Genomic DNA, 16,451 nt, shown 5'->3' with positions numbered 1-16,451 from the left:
CTCGCGAAGCTTTTAAAGGGCCAACTGGCGGCGTAGTTCGGCGAGCACCGGCGCCGTATCCGGACGTACCCCGCGCCACAGGAAAAATGCCTCGGCAGCCTGTTCAGCCAGCATCCCCAGGCCATCCATCGACACCGCCGCGCCATGCTCGCTGGCCCAACGGCAGAACGCGGTCGGTTCCTTGCCGTACATCATGTCGTAGCACAGGGTCTGGCCCGGTTCGATCAGGCTCGGCGCAATCGGCGGTACATCGCCGGTCAGACTGGCGGAGGTGGCGTTGATGATCACGTCCACCGGCTCCTGCAACCAGTCGAAACCACTGGCCGACACCGGACCCAGATCACCGAACAACTCTGCCAGCAGCTCGGCCTTGTCCACCGTGCGGTTGGCGATGATCACCGATGCCGGCTTCTCGGCCAGCAACGGCTCCAGCGCGCCACGCACCGCGCCGCCAGCGCCGAGCAGCAGGATGCGTTTGCCGGTCAGGCTGAAACCGGCATTCACCGTCAGGTCGCGCACCAGTCCGGCGCCATCGGTGTTGTCACCGAGCAACGAGCCGTCGGCCAGTTTGCTCAGGGTGTTCACCGCACCAGCGCGTTGCGCACGAGCGGTCAGGCTGTTCGCCAGGCGAAAGGCTTCTTCCTTGAACGGCACAGTGACGTTGGCGCCGCGCCCGTCCTGGAAGAACGCCGTGGCGCAGGCGCTAAAGTCGTCGAGTGGTGCCAGCAGGGTGCTGTAGTCGAGGCGCTGGCCGGTCTGCTCGGCGAACAGTTTGTGAATCATCGGCGACTTGCTGTGCCCGATCGGGTTACCGAAAACGACGTAACGATCCATCAGCAGTCCTCAGGCCTCGGCCAGCCAGTCGCGGTCTTGCAGGAAGTAGTCGGTCAGGCGCGCTTCTTCGCTGCCGGGCTCGGCCTTGAAGTCATAGGCCCAGCGCACTTGCGGCGGCAGCGACATGAGGATCGACTCGGTACGCCCGCCCGATTGCAGGCCGAACAGCGTGCCACGGTCGTAGACCAGGTTGAACTCGACGTAGCGGCCACGGCGGAATTCCTGGAATTCACGCTGTTTCGCGGTGAACGCATCGTTCTTGCGGCGTTGCACGATGGGCAGGTACGCATCGATGTAAGCGTCACCGATGGCGCGCATGAAGGCGAAACTGGTGTCGAAGTCCCACTCGTTCAGGTCATCGAAAAACAAGCCGCCGATGCCGCGCGGTTCGTGGCGATGCTTGATGTGGAAATAGGTGTCGCACCACGCCTTGTAGCGCGGGTAGACGTCCGCACCGAACGGCGCGCAGGCCTGTTCGGCGACGCGGTGCCAGTGGATGCAGTCTTCTTCGTTGCCGTAATACGGCGTCAGGTCGAAGCCGCCGCCGAACCACCAGACCGGCTCTTCGCCTTCCTTCTCGGCGATGAAAAAGCGCACGTTGGCGTGGGACGTCGGCACATGCGGGTTGTGCGGATGGATCACCAGCGACACGCCGAGGGCTTCGAAACCGCGACCGGCCAGTTCCGGACGGTGGGCGCTGGCCGACGGTGGCAGGCCGCTGCCGAACACGTGGGAGAAGTTGACGCCGCCCTTTTCGATCACCGTACCGTTCTCGATCACGCGAGTACGACCGCCACCGCCGGCAGGCCGGGTCCAGGCGTCTTCGACGAAGCGCGTGCCGCCGTCTTCGGTTTCCAGCGCGGCGCAGATGCGGTCTTGCAGGTCGAGCAGATAGGCCTTTACGGCGTCGGTGCGGGTCGTCATGGCTTCACCTTGAATCAGGGGCATCACTACGCGGGCGCCCCGCAGGCAGGGGGCGGCGCAAATGGGCGCGTAGCATAACACCGCAGACCCGAGCGCCGCAGTTGACGAAGATCAAGCATGGGAGTTGGATAGGGGCCTCGCAAAACGACCCAAGGAGTAGGCAGATGGCAAAGCGTATCCAGTTCCGCGCCCACGGCGGACCCGAAGTACTCGAGTATGTCGATTACCAGCCCGCCGCCCCCGGCCCGCAACAGGTGCGAGTGGCCAACAAAGCCATTGGCCTGAACTTCATCGACACCTATTTCCGCAGCGGTCTCTATGCGCCACCGGCGCTGCCATCGGGTCTGGGCGCTGAAGGCGCGGGTATCGTCGATGCGGTGGGCAGTGAAGTCACCCGGTTCAAGGTCGGTGATCGCGTGGCGTATGGCAGCGGCCCATTGGGTGCCTACAGCGAGTTGCACGTGCTGCCCGAAGCCAACCTGGTGAAACTGCCGGACGAGATCAGCTTCGAAACCGCCGCCGGGGTCATGCTCAAGGGCCTGACCGTGCAGTACCTGCTGCGCCAGACCTATGAACTCAAGGGTGGCGAAACCATTCTGTTCCACGCTGCTGCGGGGGGTGTCGGTTCGCTGGCCTGCCAATGGGCCAAGGCACTGGGCGTGAAACTGATCGGCACCGTCAGCTCGAAGGAAAAAGCCGAACTGGCCAAGGCCAACGGCGCCTGGGCAACCATCGACTACAGCCACGAAAACGTGGCACAGCGGGTGCTGGAGCTGACCGACGGCAAGAAAGTCCCGGTGGTGTACGACGGCGTCGGCAAGGACACCTGGCTGACCTCGCTCGACAGCGTCTCACCGCGCGGGCTGGTGGTGAGTTTCGGCAATGCCTCCGGTGCGGTGGACGGGGTGAACCTGGGGATTCTTTCGGCCAAGGGCTCGCTGTACGTGACCCGCCCGACCCTGGCGACCTACGCCAACAACGCCGAGAACCTGCAGCGTATGGCCGACGAGCTGTTCGAGATGATCATCAGCGGCAAGATCAAGGTGGACATCAGCCAGCGTTATCCACTGGCTGACGCGGCAAAGGCGCAGACCGAACTGTCGGCGCGGCGCACCACCGGCTCGACCATCCTGCTGCCCTGATCAACCTTCGGCATCTTGCCAGTCAGGTTTGAAACCCCATGGCTGGCAAGACAGTTCGAACGCGTTCAGCACCTCGGCAGAGGACACTCCAACGGTTTTTGCACCAGGTGGCCAACCGTCGCGTGATCGGGCTGTTGAACCGCCGCGAGGATTTGCCGCCACTCGGCTGACAACACCCAGTAATCGCCGCGTGCGCGCTGGTCGATGTGCAGCGCATTGGAGGCGATCGGCATCAGGCCGAAACGCTGATAAAAGCGCAGTTGTTGCGATCTGCACAACGCGGTCACCCCCTGATAACCGCGTTTTATCGCCCACTCGGTAGCGGCCGCCAACAGACCGTTGATCGCGATTGGCAGTTGATTGGGCGTGTACGAGATCAAGCGGCTGAATTCGACATGGCGCGACAGCGCCACCGTGGGCGAAACATGTTGCTGCGCCAGCGATACCCATTCGAACGGCGCCGGAGTCGCCCTCAAGACTGCCAACAGTTGATCGTGCCGATACAGCAGAAAGTGGGTACTTCGCGACTTTATCGCCAGTCTGGTTTCGAGCATCCGCGCCCGTGATGTCAGCATGTAATGCTGCAGCCGGAGTCGAAATTGCCGATCGACAAACCGGTCGAACTCCTGAGTATCCGCCCCCGCTTCAAGCATCACGATACGGCAACCCTCATGGTGACTCTTTAACGTCACCTGAAGCGCCTGCAGATAATCCGTGAGTTGCAAATTCGTAGTGTCCATTCTTTCTCCGCAGACCTTAACTTATCGAAGTATTTCGAGTGCAGGGAAAGGATGGTTGCTTTTGGCGATTCCGCCACGCCAGAAAGTCTGATAATCCGGTGGGAAAACTCAATGAATCCGGGTACTTGGCGACTTTTCCGACATAGAAACGGGCGTCATTGCAGGACAAATCGCACGTACGCGTAGTCCTCCTCGCCATCAAGGCGAAGAGGACTCACGTAAAGGTTTTCGAGCCAGGATCAGTCGGGACGAATGACCTTGCCGGTCGCCAGATCACGGATCACGCTGGGGTTCTTGCGCCCACCCAGTTGCCCGCCGAGGATCAGGTCGATCTGCCCACGGAAATACTGCTCGACGCGCAACCGCGTGCGCGCCGCCGGCCGTCCTTGCGGGTTCGCCGAGGTGGAGATCAGCGGCCCGACCATCGAGCACAGATCCCGCACCTGCGGATGATCGCTGACCCGCAGCGCCACCGTGTCATGCACGCCCGTCACCCACTCCGGCAGCAGGTTTTGATGCGGCACCAGCCAGGTGTTCGGCCCCGGCCAGGTACTGGCCATGCGGTCGAGCCACTCTTGCGGGAAGTCTTCGAACAGGAAGTCGAACTGGCGAATGTTGTCGGCGACCAGGATCAGGCCCTTGTCCACCGAACGGTTCTTGATCGCCAGCAGACGATCCACTGCCTCTTCGTTCCACGGGTCGCAACCCAGCCCCCAGACGGCTTCGGTTGGATAGGCAATCACCGCCCCGGCGCGAATCTCTCGTGCGGCTTGCTGCACACGCCAACTGTTGACCATGAAAAAACTCTCCGCAAACAGGTTTTGCGCAGTTTACCGATCTTCCCTGTAAAACCTAGCGTGTCCTGGCCTGCCAGCGACCGTTTTCACACACTGCCCGGCCTTCCATTTCCAGCTCGGTGAGTGCCGCGAGAACTTTGGGCAACGCCCAGCCGCTGCTGTCGACCAACGCTTCGCTGGTGTGCGGCGCCGCGTGCAGCAGGCGCAGCAAGGGGTGCCCGGCATCCGGCGTGTCTGTGGATAACGGCACATGCTGCCAGCCGCGCAGGGCTTCGAGGATGTGTTCGATGGTTTCGACCAGCACCGCACCGTCGCGGATCAACTGGTGACAGCCGCGTGCGCCAGGGTGATGGATCGAGCCCGGAATCGCGTACACCTCGCGGCCCTGCTCTGCCGCCAGCCTGGCAGTGATCAGCGAACCGCTGGCAACACTCGCTTCGACCACCAGCACACCGAGGGACAAACCGCTGATGATCCGATTGCGTCTGGGGAAGTTGCTCGCCGTCGGACCGGCGTCCAGTGGAAACTCCGAAAGCACCGCGCTGCCCGAGGCAATCATCGCGTCGGCCAGTCGGCGATTGCGCTGTGGATAAAACTTTTCCAGGCCGGTGCCGAGCACGCCGACGGTTTGCCCGCCGACGTCCAGCGCCGCTTGATGGGCAGCTGCATCGATGCCCAGCGCCAAGCCACTGGTGATGACAAAACCGGCCCCGGCGAGGCTGCGGGAAAATGCTGCAGCGGTGTCCATTCCCGGGCGTGAAGCACTGCGACTGCCGACCATCGCCAGTTGCGGTTTTTCCAGAATCAGCGGGGCGCCCGCAACAAACAACAGCGGTGGTGGGTCAGGGATCTGCGCCAGCAGCGCCGGATAATCCGCCTGGTCCAACAGCAATAGGTGCTGGCCGGGCCGCTCTAGCCAGCGCAATGCATGGCTGGCGCCGTCGCGCACTTCGGGGCTGCGCCGGGCCTCGGCCGACGCCGCCGGCAACCCCAGCGCACGCCAGGCACTGGCCGGCGCGCTCAGGGCTTTTGACGCAGAGCCGAAGGCTTCAAGCAGTTTGGCAAAACGTTTCGGACCGATTTCCGGCAAGCGGTGCAGGCGCAAACGCGCTTCCAGTTCCGCAGGGGAAACCGGCGTACAGGCAGACAGCATCGTGGATCATCCTTGATCGTTATAAGTCCCGAACCATTCGGAACAAGCTGTGGATAACTCTGTTGGTAACTTGTGAAGCCAGCTAAGGATTTCGTACCTTGTCGAGCACCGCCAGCGAGCGCGATGCGTTGAGTACCAGGCCATAACTGATTTTTTCGTAGGTGCGGAACACCATCAGCAAACCGGCGCGTTCGTCGGGGATTTTCAACGGCTGGCCGGTTACCCGGTCACGTACGGTTTCCCCGGTTTTCATCACTGCCAGAACGTTGCCTTCGACCAGGCCGTCGCGCTGGCCCTTGTTCAGGGTGACCACGTCCATCACGCCGATCTGCGTGACGCCGCGCGGCACGTCGATGATCAGGCCGTTGATGTTGGTGCTCGGGGCGCTGGGCATGAAGGTCGAATTGATCGAGCGCTCTTCGCCGCTGAACAAACGGTCGCCGAGGCGCACTTCCTGCGTGGTGCGTTGCAGGGCGAGGGTGGCGACATCGCCTTCGGTGGCAACGATTTCGCCGCCACCAACGTCATCGGCGTTGATCCCCAGGAACTCCTTGGTCTGCGGGTCGGTGTAGACCTTGCCCTGGCGGAAGATGCCGTACACCGGCTGACTGGGGTCGAAATGGCCACGGGCATAAATCCGGTCACCGGTGCCGGAAAGCACCCGCTCCGCATCGCCGGCGACGATATAGGGTGCCTTGTCGAAGTCCTCGACCTTGTCGACGATGCGGTTGCTCAGCAGAAAGGCGTTGATCGATTTCAGCGGAATGCTCGGGATCGCCTCGGCCACCGGGCTGGTGCGGATGCGTGGCGACAGTTTGATGGTGCCGCGCGACTCGCCGCGATTGACGGTCAGTCGAGGCTGGCCGTCGACATAACTCAGCGTCAGCGTGTCGCCGGGATAGATCAGGTTGGGGTTTTCAATTTGCGGGTTGGCCCGCCACAGCTGTGGCCATTGCCAGGGCTCGCGCAGGTATTTGCCGGAAATGTCCCAGAGTGTGTCTCCCGAAACCACCGTGTATTGCTGTGGAAAACCATCCCTGAGTTGCACTTGCCCTTGCGCCACGCCGGCCGAGACCAGAAGCAGCAGGGCGAGTAGTGTTTTCCTCATGCAGCGAATCCCTTTATCATGTGCGTTCGCGTGAACCGTCAGAGCCCCCGTGGCTCGCTACTGCAAATTGCATTAGCTACGCTTCACAACGGTAGCCTGCATCTTCGGACCTGCCAGGCCATCGACCCGACTTTACTCAATACGTGCAGCAATCAGCCTATGGCCATTTTAAACATCCTCGAATTCCCGGACCCGCGTCTGCGTACTATCGCCAAGCCTGTGGCTGTAGTGGACGACGAAGTGCGTCAGTTGGTCGATGACATGTTTGAAACAATGTATGAAGCGCCGGGCATCGGCCTCGCCGCGACCCAGGTCAACGTGCACAAACGTATCGTCGTGATGGACCTTTCCGAAGACCGCACCGAACCCCGGGTGTTCATCAACCCCGAGTTCGAATCGCTGACCGACGAGATGGATCAGTACCAGGAAGGCTGCCTCTCGGTGCCGGGTTTCTACGAAAACGTCGACCGCCCGCAGAAGGTCAAAATCAAGGCGCTGGACCGCGACGGCCAGCCTTACGAACTGATCGCCGAAGGCCTGCTCGCGGTGTGCATCCAGCACGAATGCGACCACCTCAACGGCAAGTTGTTCGTCGATTACCTGTCCACGCTCAAACGCGACCGGATCAAGAAGAAACTGGAAAAGCTGCATCGCCAGAACGCTTGATGCCCTCCTTCAAAGGCTTGCTGCGGCAAGCCTTTTTCTTTTTATGAGACGCCCTTCATGACTGAGCCACTGCGCATCGTTTTTGCCGGTACCCCGGAATTTGCCGCCGAACACCTCAAGGCCCTGCTGAACAGCCCTTACGAGATCGTTGCGGTCTACACCCAACCGGATCGTCCGGCCGGTCGCGGGCAAAAACTGATGCCGAGCCCGGTCAAACAGTTGGCCCTGGAAAATAATATCCAGGTGTTGCAGCCGCCGACCCTGCGCAACGCTGACGCTCAAGCCGAGCTGGCCGCGCTGAAACCGGACTTGATGGTGGTGGTCGCCTACGGCCTGATCCTGCCGCAAGCGGTGCTGGATATTCCGCGTCTGGGCTGCATCAACAGCCACGCCTCCCTGCTGCCACGCTGGCGCGGTGCGGCGCCGATCCAGCGCGCCGTGGAACACGGTGATGCCGAAAGCGGCGTGACCGTGATGCGCATGGAAGCGGGCCTCGACACCGGGCCGATGCTGCTCAAGGTCGTGACCCCGATCAGTGCCGACGACACGGGCGGCACGCTGCACGACCGTCTCGCCGAAATGGGCCCGCCCGCCGTGGTCCAGGCGATTGCCGGCCTGGCCGCCGGGACCCTCGAAGGCGAAGTGCAGAACGACGAGTTCGCCACCTACGCCCACAAACTGAACAAGGACGAAGCGCGCCTCGACTGGAGCCGTCCGGCGGTTGAGCTGGAGCGTCTGGTACGCGCCTTCAATCCATGGCCGATTACCCACAGCACCCTCAACGGTGAAGCGCTGAAAGTACTGGCCGCGACCCTGGCTGACGGCAAAGGCGCGCCGGGTGCAATCCTCAGCGCCAGCAAGGACGGCCTGATCGTCGCGTGCGGTGAGCAGGCGTTGTGCCTGACCCGTCTGCAACTGCCCGGCGGCAAGGCGCTGAACTTCAGCGACCTGTTCAACAGCCGTCGCGAGAAATTCGCCGTCGGTACCGTGCTCGGCGCCGTGGTGGACGCGCAATGAACCCGCGTCTGGCTGCCGCCAAGGCACTCGCTGCCGTCCTCAGCGGCAAGGCTTCGTTGAACAGCTCCCTGCCGACGCAACTGGACAAGGTCGAAGACCGTGATCGCGGCTTCACCCAGGATCTGGCGTTCGGCACCGCGCGCTGGCAGCCACGGCTGTCGGCGCTGGCAGAAAGACTTCTGCAGAAGCCGTTCAAGGCTGCCGACGCCGATGTCGAGGCGCTGCTGTTGGTCGGTCTCTATCAACTGCTCTACACCCGCGTGCCGCCGCACGCGGCCATCGGCGAAACCGTCGGTTGCGCCGACAAGCTGAAAAAGCCGTGGGCCAAGGGTCTGCTCAACGCCGTGCTGCGTAATGCCCAGCGCGAAAGCGAGACGATTTTTGCCGAACTGGAGCGCGATCCGGTGGTGCGCACCGCCCACCCGCGCTGGCTGCAAAAATCCCTGAAAGCCTTCTGGCCGGAGCAATGGGAAGCGATCTGCGCCGCGAACAACGCGCACCCGCCGATGATCCTGCGGGTCAACCGCCGGCATCACAGCCGCGACGCCTACCTCGGCTTGCTCAGCGACGCCGGCATCGTTGCCACGCCCTGCGTCTATAGCCGCGACGGCATCGTCCTTGAGGCCGCTGCCGATGTGCGCAGCCTGCCGGGGTTTGCCGAAGGCTGGATCAGTGTGCAGGACGAAGCCGCGCAACTGGCCGCCGATCTGCTCGATCTGGCCCCGGGCCAGCGAGTGCTCGACGCCTGCTGCGCCCCCGGCGGCAAGACCTGCCACATCCTTGAAGCCGAACCGGCGCTGGCCGGCGTGGTGGCGGTGGATCTGGAAGCCAAACGTCTGGTGCGGGTGAAGGAGAACCTTGAACGGCTGGGCCTGAGCGCCGAACTGATCGCTGCCGACGGTCGCGATACCGCCGCGTGGTGGGACGGCAAACCGTTCCAGCGCATCCTGCTCGACGCGCCATGCTCGGCCACCGGCGTGATCCGCCGCCATCCGGACATCAAGCTGACCCGTCAGGCCGACGACATCGCCGCCCTCGCGCTGCTGCAAGGCGAGCTCCTCGACGCCCTGTGGAAAACCCTCGAAGTCGGCGGCATCCTGCTCTACGCCACTTGCTCGACCTTGCCCACCGAGAACACCGAAGTCATTGCCGCGTTCCTTGAGCGCACGCCCGGTGCCCGCGAGCTGGATCTGGCCACCACGGCCGGGATCAAACAGCCCCATGGTCGCCAATTGCTGGCCCAGCAGGGCGGGCATGACGGGTTCTACTACGCCAAGCTGATCAAGATCGCTGCCGCGCGCGGCTAAACGGATTCAATGGAGTGACTGGATGAAAATCATCATCCTCGGTGCGGGGCAGGTCGGCGGTTCGCTGGCTGAACACCTGGCGAGCGAAGCCAACGACATCACCGTGGTCGACACCGACGGCGAGCGCCTGCGCGACCTCGGCGACCGCCTCGACATCCGCACCATTCAGGGCCGCGGCTCGCTGCCTTCGGTGCTGCGCCAGGCCGGCGCCGACGATGCCGACATGCTGGTGGCGGTGACCAACAGCGACGAGACCAACATGGTCGCCTGCCAGGTCGCCCACACGCTGTTCCACACCCCGACCAAAATCGCCCGGGTGCGCGAAGCGTCCTACCTCAATCGCGAAGAACAGCTGTTCCAGAACGAAGCGATTCCGGTCGACGTGCTGATCAGCCCCGAGCAGGTGGTGACCAACTACATCAAGCGCCTGATCCAGCATCCAGGCGCGCTGCAAGTGATCGACTTCGCCGAAGGCCAGGCGCAACTGGTGGCGGTGCGCGCCTATTACGGCGGGCCGCTGGTGGGCCAACAGCTGCGCCAGCTGCGCGAACACATGCCGAATGTCGAGACGCGTGTCGCGGCGATTTTCCGCCGCGACCGGCCGATCCTGCCGCAAGGCGACACGGTGATCGAGGCCGATGACGAAGTCTTCTTCATCGCCGCCCGTGAGAATATTCGCGCGGTGATGAGCGAAATGCGCCGCCTCGACGAAACCTACAAGCGCATCGTGATTGCCGGCGGCGGGCAGATCGGCGAGCGTCTGGCCGAGGCCATCGAGAGCCGTTATCAGGTGAAGATCATCGAGATGAACCCGGCACGCTGCCGCTACCTCTCGGATACCCTCGACAGCACCGTGGTGCTGCAGGGCAGCGCGTCGGACCGTGATCTGCTGCTGGAAGAGAACATCGCCGACGCCGACATCTTCCTCGCCCTGACCAACGATGACGAAGCCAACATCATGTCGTCGTTGCTGGCCAAACGCCTGGGCGCGAAGAAGGTGATGACGATCATCAACAACCCGGCGTACGTCGACCTGATCCAGGGCGGCGACATCGACATCGCCATCAGCCCGCAACTGGCGACCATCGGCACCTTGTTGGCCCACGTACGGCGTGGCGATATCGTCAGCGTGCACTCACTGCGTCGGGGCGCGGCGGAAGCCATCGAGGCGATTGCCCACGGTGATGCGAAGTCGAGCAAGGTCATCGGCCGACCGATCGAAAAAATCGGCCTGCCACCGGGCAGCACGATTGGCGCGATCATCCGCAACGAAGAAGTGATCATCGCCCACGACGATACGGTGATCGAAACCGGTGACCATGTGATTCTGTTCCTTGTGGATAAAAAGCATATCCGCGATGTGGAGAAGCTGTTTCATGTGGGTCTCAGCTTCTTCTGATCCGGATTACTGGGTGATCAGACTGGCCCCATCGCGAGCAGGCTCACTCCTACAGGGGAACGCATTCCAAATGTGGGAGCGGGCATGCTCGCGAAAGCGGTGTAACTGACACCGATCAACACCTGACACTCCACAGAAAAGGACTCCGCCCATGCTCGAATCCCTGGAAAAAATGCTCGCCAAGGGTGTGGATAACTCACTGCTGCGCTTCGGCCTCGGCAAGGGTTATCTGGATTTGGGCGAGAACGCCAAAGCCGCCGAGCATTTCCAGCGCTGTGTCGGCTTCGACCCGAAGTACTCGGCGGCGTGGAAGCTATTGGGCAAGGCGCAACTCGCACTCGGCGATCACGCCGCCGCAAGGCAGGCATGGGAACAAGGTCTGGAAGCCGCCCGCGCCCATGGCGACAAGCAGGCCGAGAAGGAGATGGCGGTGTTTCTGAAGAAGCTCGATCGTCAGGCGCAATAAGCTAGAGATAGCGCAGGCCGATGCCCTCGGCATCCACCGTCACCACTTCCATTCGCACCCGTGGCGCGCCTGTGGGTAAATCCTGCACTTGGCCATAAACCACCGCACCCTTGGGCAGCGAAGCCAGGCGCGGATGCTCGACATACACCCCGGTGGCCGACAGATTGCGCGTCTGGCCCAGGCATTCGCCAAAGCTGTCGTGGGTGATCTTGATGCGAAACGACTTGCGGTGTTCGGACATCTTCTTGCGCCCTTGAATGAACGTTGTGGATAACCTCGACGCAAGGTTATCCACAGATCATGCCAATATCGTTGAATCCAGCTCAGTACCAGCGCGCTTCGCCCGGCGGCCGCTTTTTGAAACGCTTCATGCTCCACATGTACTGGCTCGGATATGCCGCGACATAGCGCTCGACCACCTTGCTCATGGCCGCGCAGGATTCCTCGGTATCGGTGCTGTACATGGCTTCCGGCGCCGCTTCGAGGATCACTTTGTAGCCAGAACCGTCCGGCAGACGCAAGGCATGCAGGAACACGCCGACCGCTTTGCCGCCGGCGAGCATGTTCGGCACGAATTTGCTGGTCAGCGCCTGGGTGGCGAAGAACGGCACGAAGATCCCGGCGGATTCGGCCGGTTCCGGGTCAGCCGGAATGCCCACTGCACCACCTTTGCGCACTTCCTTGATGACGCTGAGGATGCCTTCCTTGGTGGAAGCGGCGACTTTGTTGCCCAGTTGCACGCGTTGTTTGCGCAGCAGCTCATCCACCGCTTTGAGCTTCGGCGGGCGGTAGAAAATGATCGGTTTGCACTGGCTGCAATAGAAGTGGTTGAGCACTTCCCAGTTGCCCAGGTGGCTGGTGATGCCGACCACGCCTTTGCCCGAGGCCAGCGCCTCCTTGAGGATGTCGAGGCCTTCGACTTCGCGCACCAGATCGATGGAGCGCTGGGCCGGCCAGATCCACGCGCAGGCGCTTTCGGTCAGGGACTTGCCGATGTCTTTGAGGCTCTGGCCGACCAGGCGCTCGCGCTCGGCCGGGTCCATCTGTGGAAAACATTTGGCGAGGTTGATCCGCACCACGTCGCGGGAGCGGTTGGGGGTTTTCCACATGATCCAGCCGATCGCCGAACCCACGGCCTGCACGGCCCGCCATGGCAGCAGGGCAAACAGCCGCAGAGCGCCTACCAGCAAGGCGCCTTTAAACTTTTCCACAGGTCACTCCTGATTTTGTGCTGTGCGCGAGGCGGCCATTCTAACCGCCGTTGACCAGCTGCGCGTAGCGGTCGCAGTCCTGAGTGTGATCCATGACCATGCCCGAGGCCTGCATCAGCGCATAGCAAATGGTCGGGCCGACGAAGGTGAATCCGGCCTTTTTCAGGGCTTTGCTCATCGCCACGGCTTCGGGGGTGATGGCCGGGACTTCGCTGCGATCCTTGAAATGATTGATGACCGGTTTGTCACCGACAAACGACCAGAGGAAGGCCACCGGATCTTCCAGCGCCAGCCAGGCCTGGGCGTTGCGCCGGGCGGCATTGAGTTTGAGGCGGTTGCGGATGATCCCCGGATCAAGCATCAACTCAGCGATTTCGGCGTCGCTCATCTGCGCCACGCGCTGCACGTCGAAGCCGTACAACACCTCGCGGTAGCGCTCGCGTTTGCGCAGCACAGTGATCCAGGAAAGGCCGGCCTGGAACCCTTCGAGCAAAAGCAACTCGAACAAACCCTGCGCATCGCGTAGCGGCGTGCCCCACTCCTGATCGTGATAAGCCATGTACAGCGGATCTTCGGTACACCAAAAGCAGCGTGGCATAAGGCTCCAGGGGGTGGAGGTGCGACTGAATCGGGTATACTCCCGCTCTTTAAATCGCAGCCCAAGAAACAGGTGAATTTCGTGAGCCAGCCTACGCCAGCCGTGCGTACCTTCCAAGACTTGATCCTCGCGCTCCAGCAATACTGGGCCGAGCAAGGTTGTGTGGTACTTCAGCCCTACGATATGGAAGTAGGCGCCGGCACTTTCCACACCGCGACCTTCCTGCGCGCCATCGGCCCGGAAACCTGGAACGCCGCGTACGTGCAGCCAAGCCGCCGTCCGACTGACGGCCGCTACGGGGAAAACCCGAACCGTCTGCAGCACTACTATCAGTTCCAGGTCGTCCTGAAGCCGAACCCGGACAACTTCCAGGAACTGTACCTGGGCTCGCTCAAGCATGTCGGCCTGGACCCACTGGTCCACGACATCCGCTTCGTCGAAGACAACTGGGAATCGCCGACCCTCGGCGCCTGGGGTCTGGGCTGGGAAGTCTGGCTCAACGGCATGGAAGTGACCCAGTTCACTTACTTCCAGCAGGCCGGCGGCATCGAATGCTACCCGGTGACCGGCGAGATCACCTACGGTCTCGAGCGTCTGGCCATGTACCTGCAGGGCGTGGATTCGGTCTACGACCTGGTCTGGGCCGACGGTCCGTTCGGCAAGGTGACCTACGGCGACGTGTTCCACCAGAACGAAGTGGAACAGTCCACCTACAACTTCGAACACGCCAACGTCGACAAACTGTTCGAACTGTTCGACTTCTATGAAAGCGAAGCCAAGCGCCTGATCGAACTCGACCAGCCGCTGCCGTTGCCGAGCTACGAAATGGTCCTGAAGGCCTCGCACACCTTCAACCTGCTGGATGCGCGCCGGGCGATCTCGGTGACCGCGCGTCAGCAATACATCCTGCGCGTGCGCACCCTGGCGCGTTCCGTTGCGCAAGCCTACCTGCTGGCCCGCGCCAAGCTGGGCTTCCCGATGGCGACCCCGGACCTGCGTGACGAAGTACTGGCCAAGCTGGAGGCTGCACAATGAGTGCTCAAGATTTTCTGGTTGAACTGGGCACCGAAGAACTGCCACCCAAAGCCCTGAACACCCTGGCTGAAGCGTTCCTCGCCGGTATCGACAAGGGCCTGCAAGCTGCCGGCCTGAGCTACGAAAGCAAAACCGTCTACGCCGCACCGCGTCGTCTGGCCGTGCTGATCACGGCGCTGGCCACCCAGCAGCCGGATCGCAGCATCAACCTCGACGGCCCGCCGCGTCAGGCTGCGTTCGACGCTGAGGGCAACCCGACTCAGGCAGCCCTGGGCTTTGCCAAGAAGTGCGGCGTCGAGCTGAGCGAAATCGACCAGAGCGGTCCGAAACTGCGCTACAGCCAGAACATCGCCGGCAAGCCGACCGCGAGCCTGCTGCCGACCATCGTCGAAGATTCGCTGAACGACCTGCCGATCCCGAAACGCATGCGTTGGGGTGCGCGCAAGGAAGAGTTCGTGCGTCCGACCCAGTGGCTGGTGATGCTGCTCGGTGATCAGGTCATCGACTGCACCATCCTCGCGCAAAAGGCTGGCCGCGACTCCCGCGGTCACCGCTTCCATCACCCGGAAAGCGTGCGCATCGGTTCGCCGTCGAGCTATCTGGCCGACCTGCGTGCCGCTTATGTCCTGGCCGATGCCAACGAGCGTCGCGAGATCATCAGCAAGCGCACCGAAGAGCTGGCGACCCGTCAGGAAGGCACCGCGATCGTGCCGCCGGCGCTGCTCGACGAAGTGACCGCGCTGGTTGAATGGCCGGTGCCGCTGGTGTGCTCGTTCGAGGAACGCTTCCTCGACGTGCCGCAGGAAGCGCTGATCACCACCATGCAGGACAACCAGAAGTATTTCTGCCTGCTGGATGCCGACGGCAAGTTGCTGCCACGGTTCATCACCGTCGCCAACATCGAAAGCAAGGATCCGCAGCAGATCGTCGCCGGTAACGAGAAAGTGGTTCGCCCACGCCTGACCGACGCCGAGTTCTTCTTCAAGCAAGACAAGAAGCAGAAACTCGAAGACTTCAACCTGCGCCTGCAGAACGTGGTGTTCCAGGAAAAGCTCGGCAGCGTCTACGACAAGGCCGAGCGCGTGTCGAAACTGGCGGCGTACATCGCCGCACGTATCGGCGGCAACGCTTCGTGGGCGGCCCGTGCCGGCTTGCTGTCGAAGTGCGACCTGGCCACCGAAATGGTCGGCGAGTTCCCGGAGATGCAAGGTGTCGCCGGTTACTACTACGCGCTCAATGACGGCGAGCCGGAAGACGTCGCGCTGGCGCTGAACGAGCAGTACATGCCACGCGGTGCCGGTGCTGAACTGCCGGCGACCCTGACCGGTGCGGCCGTGGCAATCGCCGACAAGCTCGACACCCTGGTCGGCATCTTCGGTATCGGCATGCTGCCAACCGGCAGCAAAGACCCGTATGCCCTGCGCCGTGCGGCACTGGGTGTGCTGCGCATCCTGATCGAGAAAAAACTCGACCTCGATCTGAACGATGCTGTGGCTTTCGCCGTGGCCGCGTTCGGTGCCAAGGTCAAGGCTGCCGGCCTGAACGACGCGGTGCTGGAATTCATCTTCGACCGTCTGCGTGCGCGTTACGAAGACGAAGGCGTCGATGTCGCCACTTACCTGTCGGTACGTGCGCTGAAGCCGGGTTCGGCGCTGGACTTCGACCAGCGTGTGCAAGCGGTTCAGGCCTTCCGCAAACTGCCGGAAGCGGCAGCGCTGGCAGCGGTCAACAAGCGTGTGTCGAACCTGTTGAGCAAAGTCGAAGGCTCGGTGCCGACCGTGGTCGAAGCCAAATACTTCGACAACGCCAACGAGTTTTCGCTGTACTCGGCGATCCAGCAAGCGGATCAGGCGGTGCAGCCAATGGCCGCAGCGCGTCAGTACAACGAATCGCTGGCACGTCTGGCTGCATTGCGTGAGCCGGTAGACGCGTTCTTCGACGCCGTCATGGTCAATGCCGAAGACGCCAAGGTCCGGGCCAACCGCTACGCGCTGCTGGCGCGCCTGCGTGGTCTGTTCCTCGGGGTTGCCGACATTTCGCTGCTGGGTTGAGGG

General features: G+C 62.5%; 17 protein-coding genes. 8 read left to right on the top strand and 9 right to left on the bottom strand.

Annotation, left to right across the window (positions count from 1 at the left end):
* Window positions 1–12 precede the first annotated feature (12 nt).
* Together aroE and hemF are read right to left on the bottom strand one after the other, a co-directional pair.
* Complete coding sequence (gene aroE, locus ACVHNU_RS25250; protein ID WP_473018510.1) at window positions 13–834, bottom strand: shikimate dehydrogenase; 822 nt, start codon at window positions 832–834, stop codon at window positions 13–15.
* A gap of 9 nt (window positions 835–843) precedes the next feature.
* Window positions 844–1,758 carry an oxygen-dependent coproporphyrinogen oxidase gene (hemF, locus tag ACVHNU_RS25245; protein WP_003220249.1) on the bottom strand — a complete coding sequence of 305 codons (915 nt, stop codon included), beginning with the start codon at window positions 1,756–1,758 and terminating at the stop codon, window positions 844–846.
* A 164-nt stretch (window positions 1,759–1,922) separates the two neighbouring features.
* On the opposite strand from hemF, the gene ACVHNU_RS25240 reads away from it, so the two are divergent.
* Window positions 1,923–2,900, top strand: a complete 978-nt coding sequence (locus ACVHNU_RS25240) for an NADPH:quinone reductase (protein ID WP_103521328.1) — start codon at window positions 1,923–1,925, stop codon at window positions 2,898–2,900.
* A gap of 65 nt (window positions 2,901–2,965) precedes the next feature.
* Here the strand turns inward: ACVHNU_RS25240 and ACVHNU_RS25235 are convergent, their stop codons facing one another.
* The 4 genes from ACVHNU_RS25235 to ACVHNU_RS25220 form a co-directional block, all read right to left on the bottom strand.
* Window positions 2,966–3,640, bottom strand: coding sequence for a hypothetical protein (locus ACVHNU_RS25235; protein WP_003220245.1), 675 nt, complete (start codon window positions 3,638–3,640; stop codon window positions 2,966–2,968).
* A 239-nt stretch (window positions 3,641–3,879) separates the two neighbouring features.
* Window positions 3,880–4,437 carry an L-threonylcarbamoyladenylate synthase type 1 TsaC gene (gene tsaC, locus ACVHNU_RS25230; protein WP_003220243.1) on the bottom strand — a complete coding sequence of 186 codons (558 nt, stop codon included), beginning with the start codon at window positions 4,435–4,437 and terminating at the stop codon, window positions 3,880–3,882.
* A gap of 55 nt (window positions 4,438–4,492) precedes the next feature.
* Window positions 4,493–5,590, bottom strand: coding sequence for a DNA-processing protein DprA (dprA, locus tag ACVHNU_RS25225; protein WP_473018509.1), 1,098 nt, complete (start codon window positions 5,588–5,590; stop codon window positions 4,493–4,495).
* Window positions 5,591–5,672: 82 nt separating this feature from the next.
* Window positions 5,673–6,698, bottom strand: a complete 1,026-nt coding sequence (locus ACVHNU_RS25220; RefSeq protein ID WP_473018508.1) for a LysM peptidoglycan-binding domain-containing protein — start codon at window positions 6,696–6,698, stop codon at window positions 5,673–5,675.
* 159 nt (window positions 6,699–6,857) lie between these two features.
* Here ACVHNU_RS25220 and def point away from each other — a divergent pair, with 159 nt between their 5' ends.
* From def to ACVHNU_RS25195, 5 genes are all read left to right on the top strand, one after another.
* Window positions 6,858–7,364 (top strand): peptide deformylase, encoded by a 507-nt coding sequence (gene def, locus ACVHNU_RS25215; RefSeq protein ID WP_027610272.1) that lies wholly within the window; start codon window positions 6,858–6,860, stop codon window positions 7,362–7,364.
* Between the two features lie 57 nt (window positions 7,365–7,421).
* Window positions 7,422–8,381, top strand: a complete 960-nt coding sequence (gene fmt, locus ACVHNU_RS25210; RefSeq protein WP_103521331.1) for a methionyl-tRNA formyltransferase — start codon at window positions 7,422–7,424, stop codon at window positions 8,379–8,381.
* Complete coding sequence (rsmB, locus tag ACVHNU_RS25205; RefSeq protein ID WP_473018507.1) at window positions 8,378–9,688, top strand: 16S rRNA (cytosine(967)-C(5))-methyltransferase RsmB; 1,311 nt, start codon at window positions 8,378–8,380, stop codon at window positions 9,686–9,688. The genes fmt and rsmB overlap by 4 nt, the downstream gene beginning before the upstream one ends.
* A gap of 22 nt (window positions 9,689–9,710) precedes the next feature.
* Window positions 9,711–11,087: a Trk system potassium transporter TrkA gene (gene trkA / locus ACVHNU_RS25200; protein WP_003220233.1), complete on the top strand. Its 1,377-nt coding sequence runs from the start codon at window positions 9,711–9,713 to the stop codon at window positions 11,085–11,087.
* Window positions 11,088–11,238: 151 nt separating this feature from the next.
* Complete coding sequence (locus ACVHNU_RS25195) at window positions 11,239–11,553, top strand: tetratricopeptide repeat protein (protein WP_103483994.1); 315 nt, start codon at window positions 11,239–11,241, stop codon at window positions 11,551–11,553.
* Window position 11,554: 1 nt separating this feature from the next.
* Here ACVHNU_RS25195 and ACVHNU_RS25190 read toward each other — a convergent pair whose 3' ends face one another.
* The 3 genes from ACVHNU_RS25190 to ACVHNU_RS25180 form a co-directional block, all read right to left on the bottom strand.
* Window positions 11,555–11,794, bottom strand: coding sequence for a PilZ domain-containing protein (locus ACVHNU_RS25190; RefSeq protein WP_473018506.1), 240 nt, complete (start codon window positions 11,792–11,794; stop codon window positions 11,555–11,557).
* A gap of 82 nt (window positions 11,795–11,876) precedes the next feature.
* Entirely contained in the window at window positions 11,877–12,764 is an 888-nt protein-coding gene (locus ACVHNU_RS25185) for a lysophospholipid acyltransferase (RefSeq protein ID WP_003220227.1), read from the bottom strand.
* Window positions 12,765–12,804: 40 nt separating this feature from the next.
* A complete protein-coding gene (locus ACVHNU_RS25180; RefSeq protein WP_003220226.1) occupies window positions 12,805–13,362 on the bottom strand; it encodes a DNA-3-methyladenine glycosylase I in 558 nt (185 codons plus the stop codon).
* Window positions 13,363–13,443: 81 nt separating this feature from the next.
* Here ACVHNU_RS25180 and glyQ point away from each other — a divergent pair, with 81 nt between their 5' ends.
* Together glyQ and glyS are read left to right on the top strand one after the other, a co-directional pair.
* Window positions 13,444–14,397, top strand: a complete 954-nt coding sequence (gene glyQ, locus ACVHNU_RS25175) for a glycine--tRNA ligase subunit alpha (RefSeq protein WP_003187265.1) — start codon at window positions 13,444–13,446, stop codon at window positions 14,395–14,397.
* Complete coding sequence (gene glyS / locus ACVHNU_RS25170; protein ID WP_473018505.1) at window positions 14,394–16,448, top strand: glycine--tRNA ligase subunit beta; 2,055 nt, start codon at window positions 14,394–14,396, stop codon at window positions 16,446–16,448. The genes glyQ and glyS overlap by 4 nt, the downstream gene beginning before the upstream one ends.
* Window positions 16,449–16,451 lie beyond the last annotated feature (3 nt).

This window comes from Pseudomonas sp. Ors-4-3C (assembly GCF_055755035.1).
The sequence above is the reverse complement of the archived record's forward strand: the minus strand, read 5'-3'. Positions and strand labels throughout refer to the sequence as shown.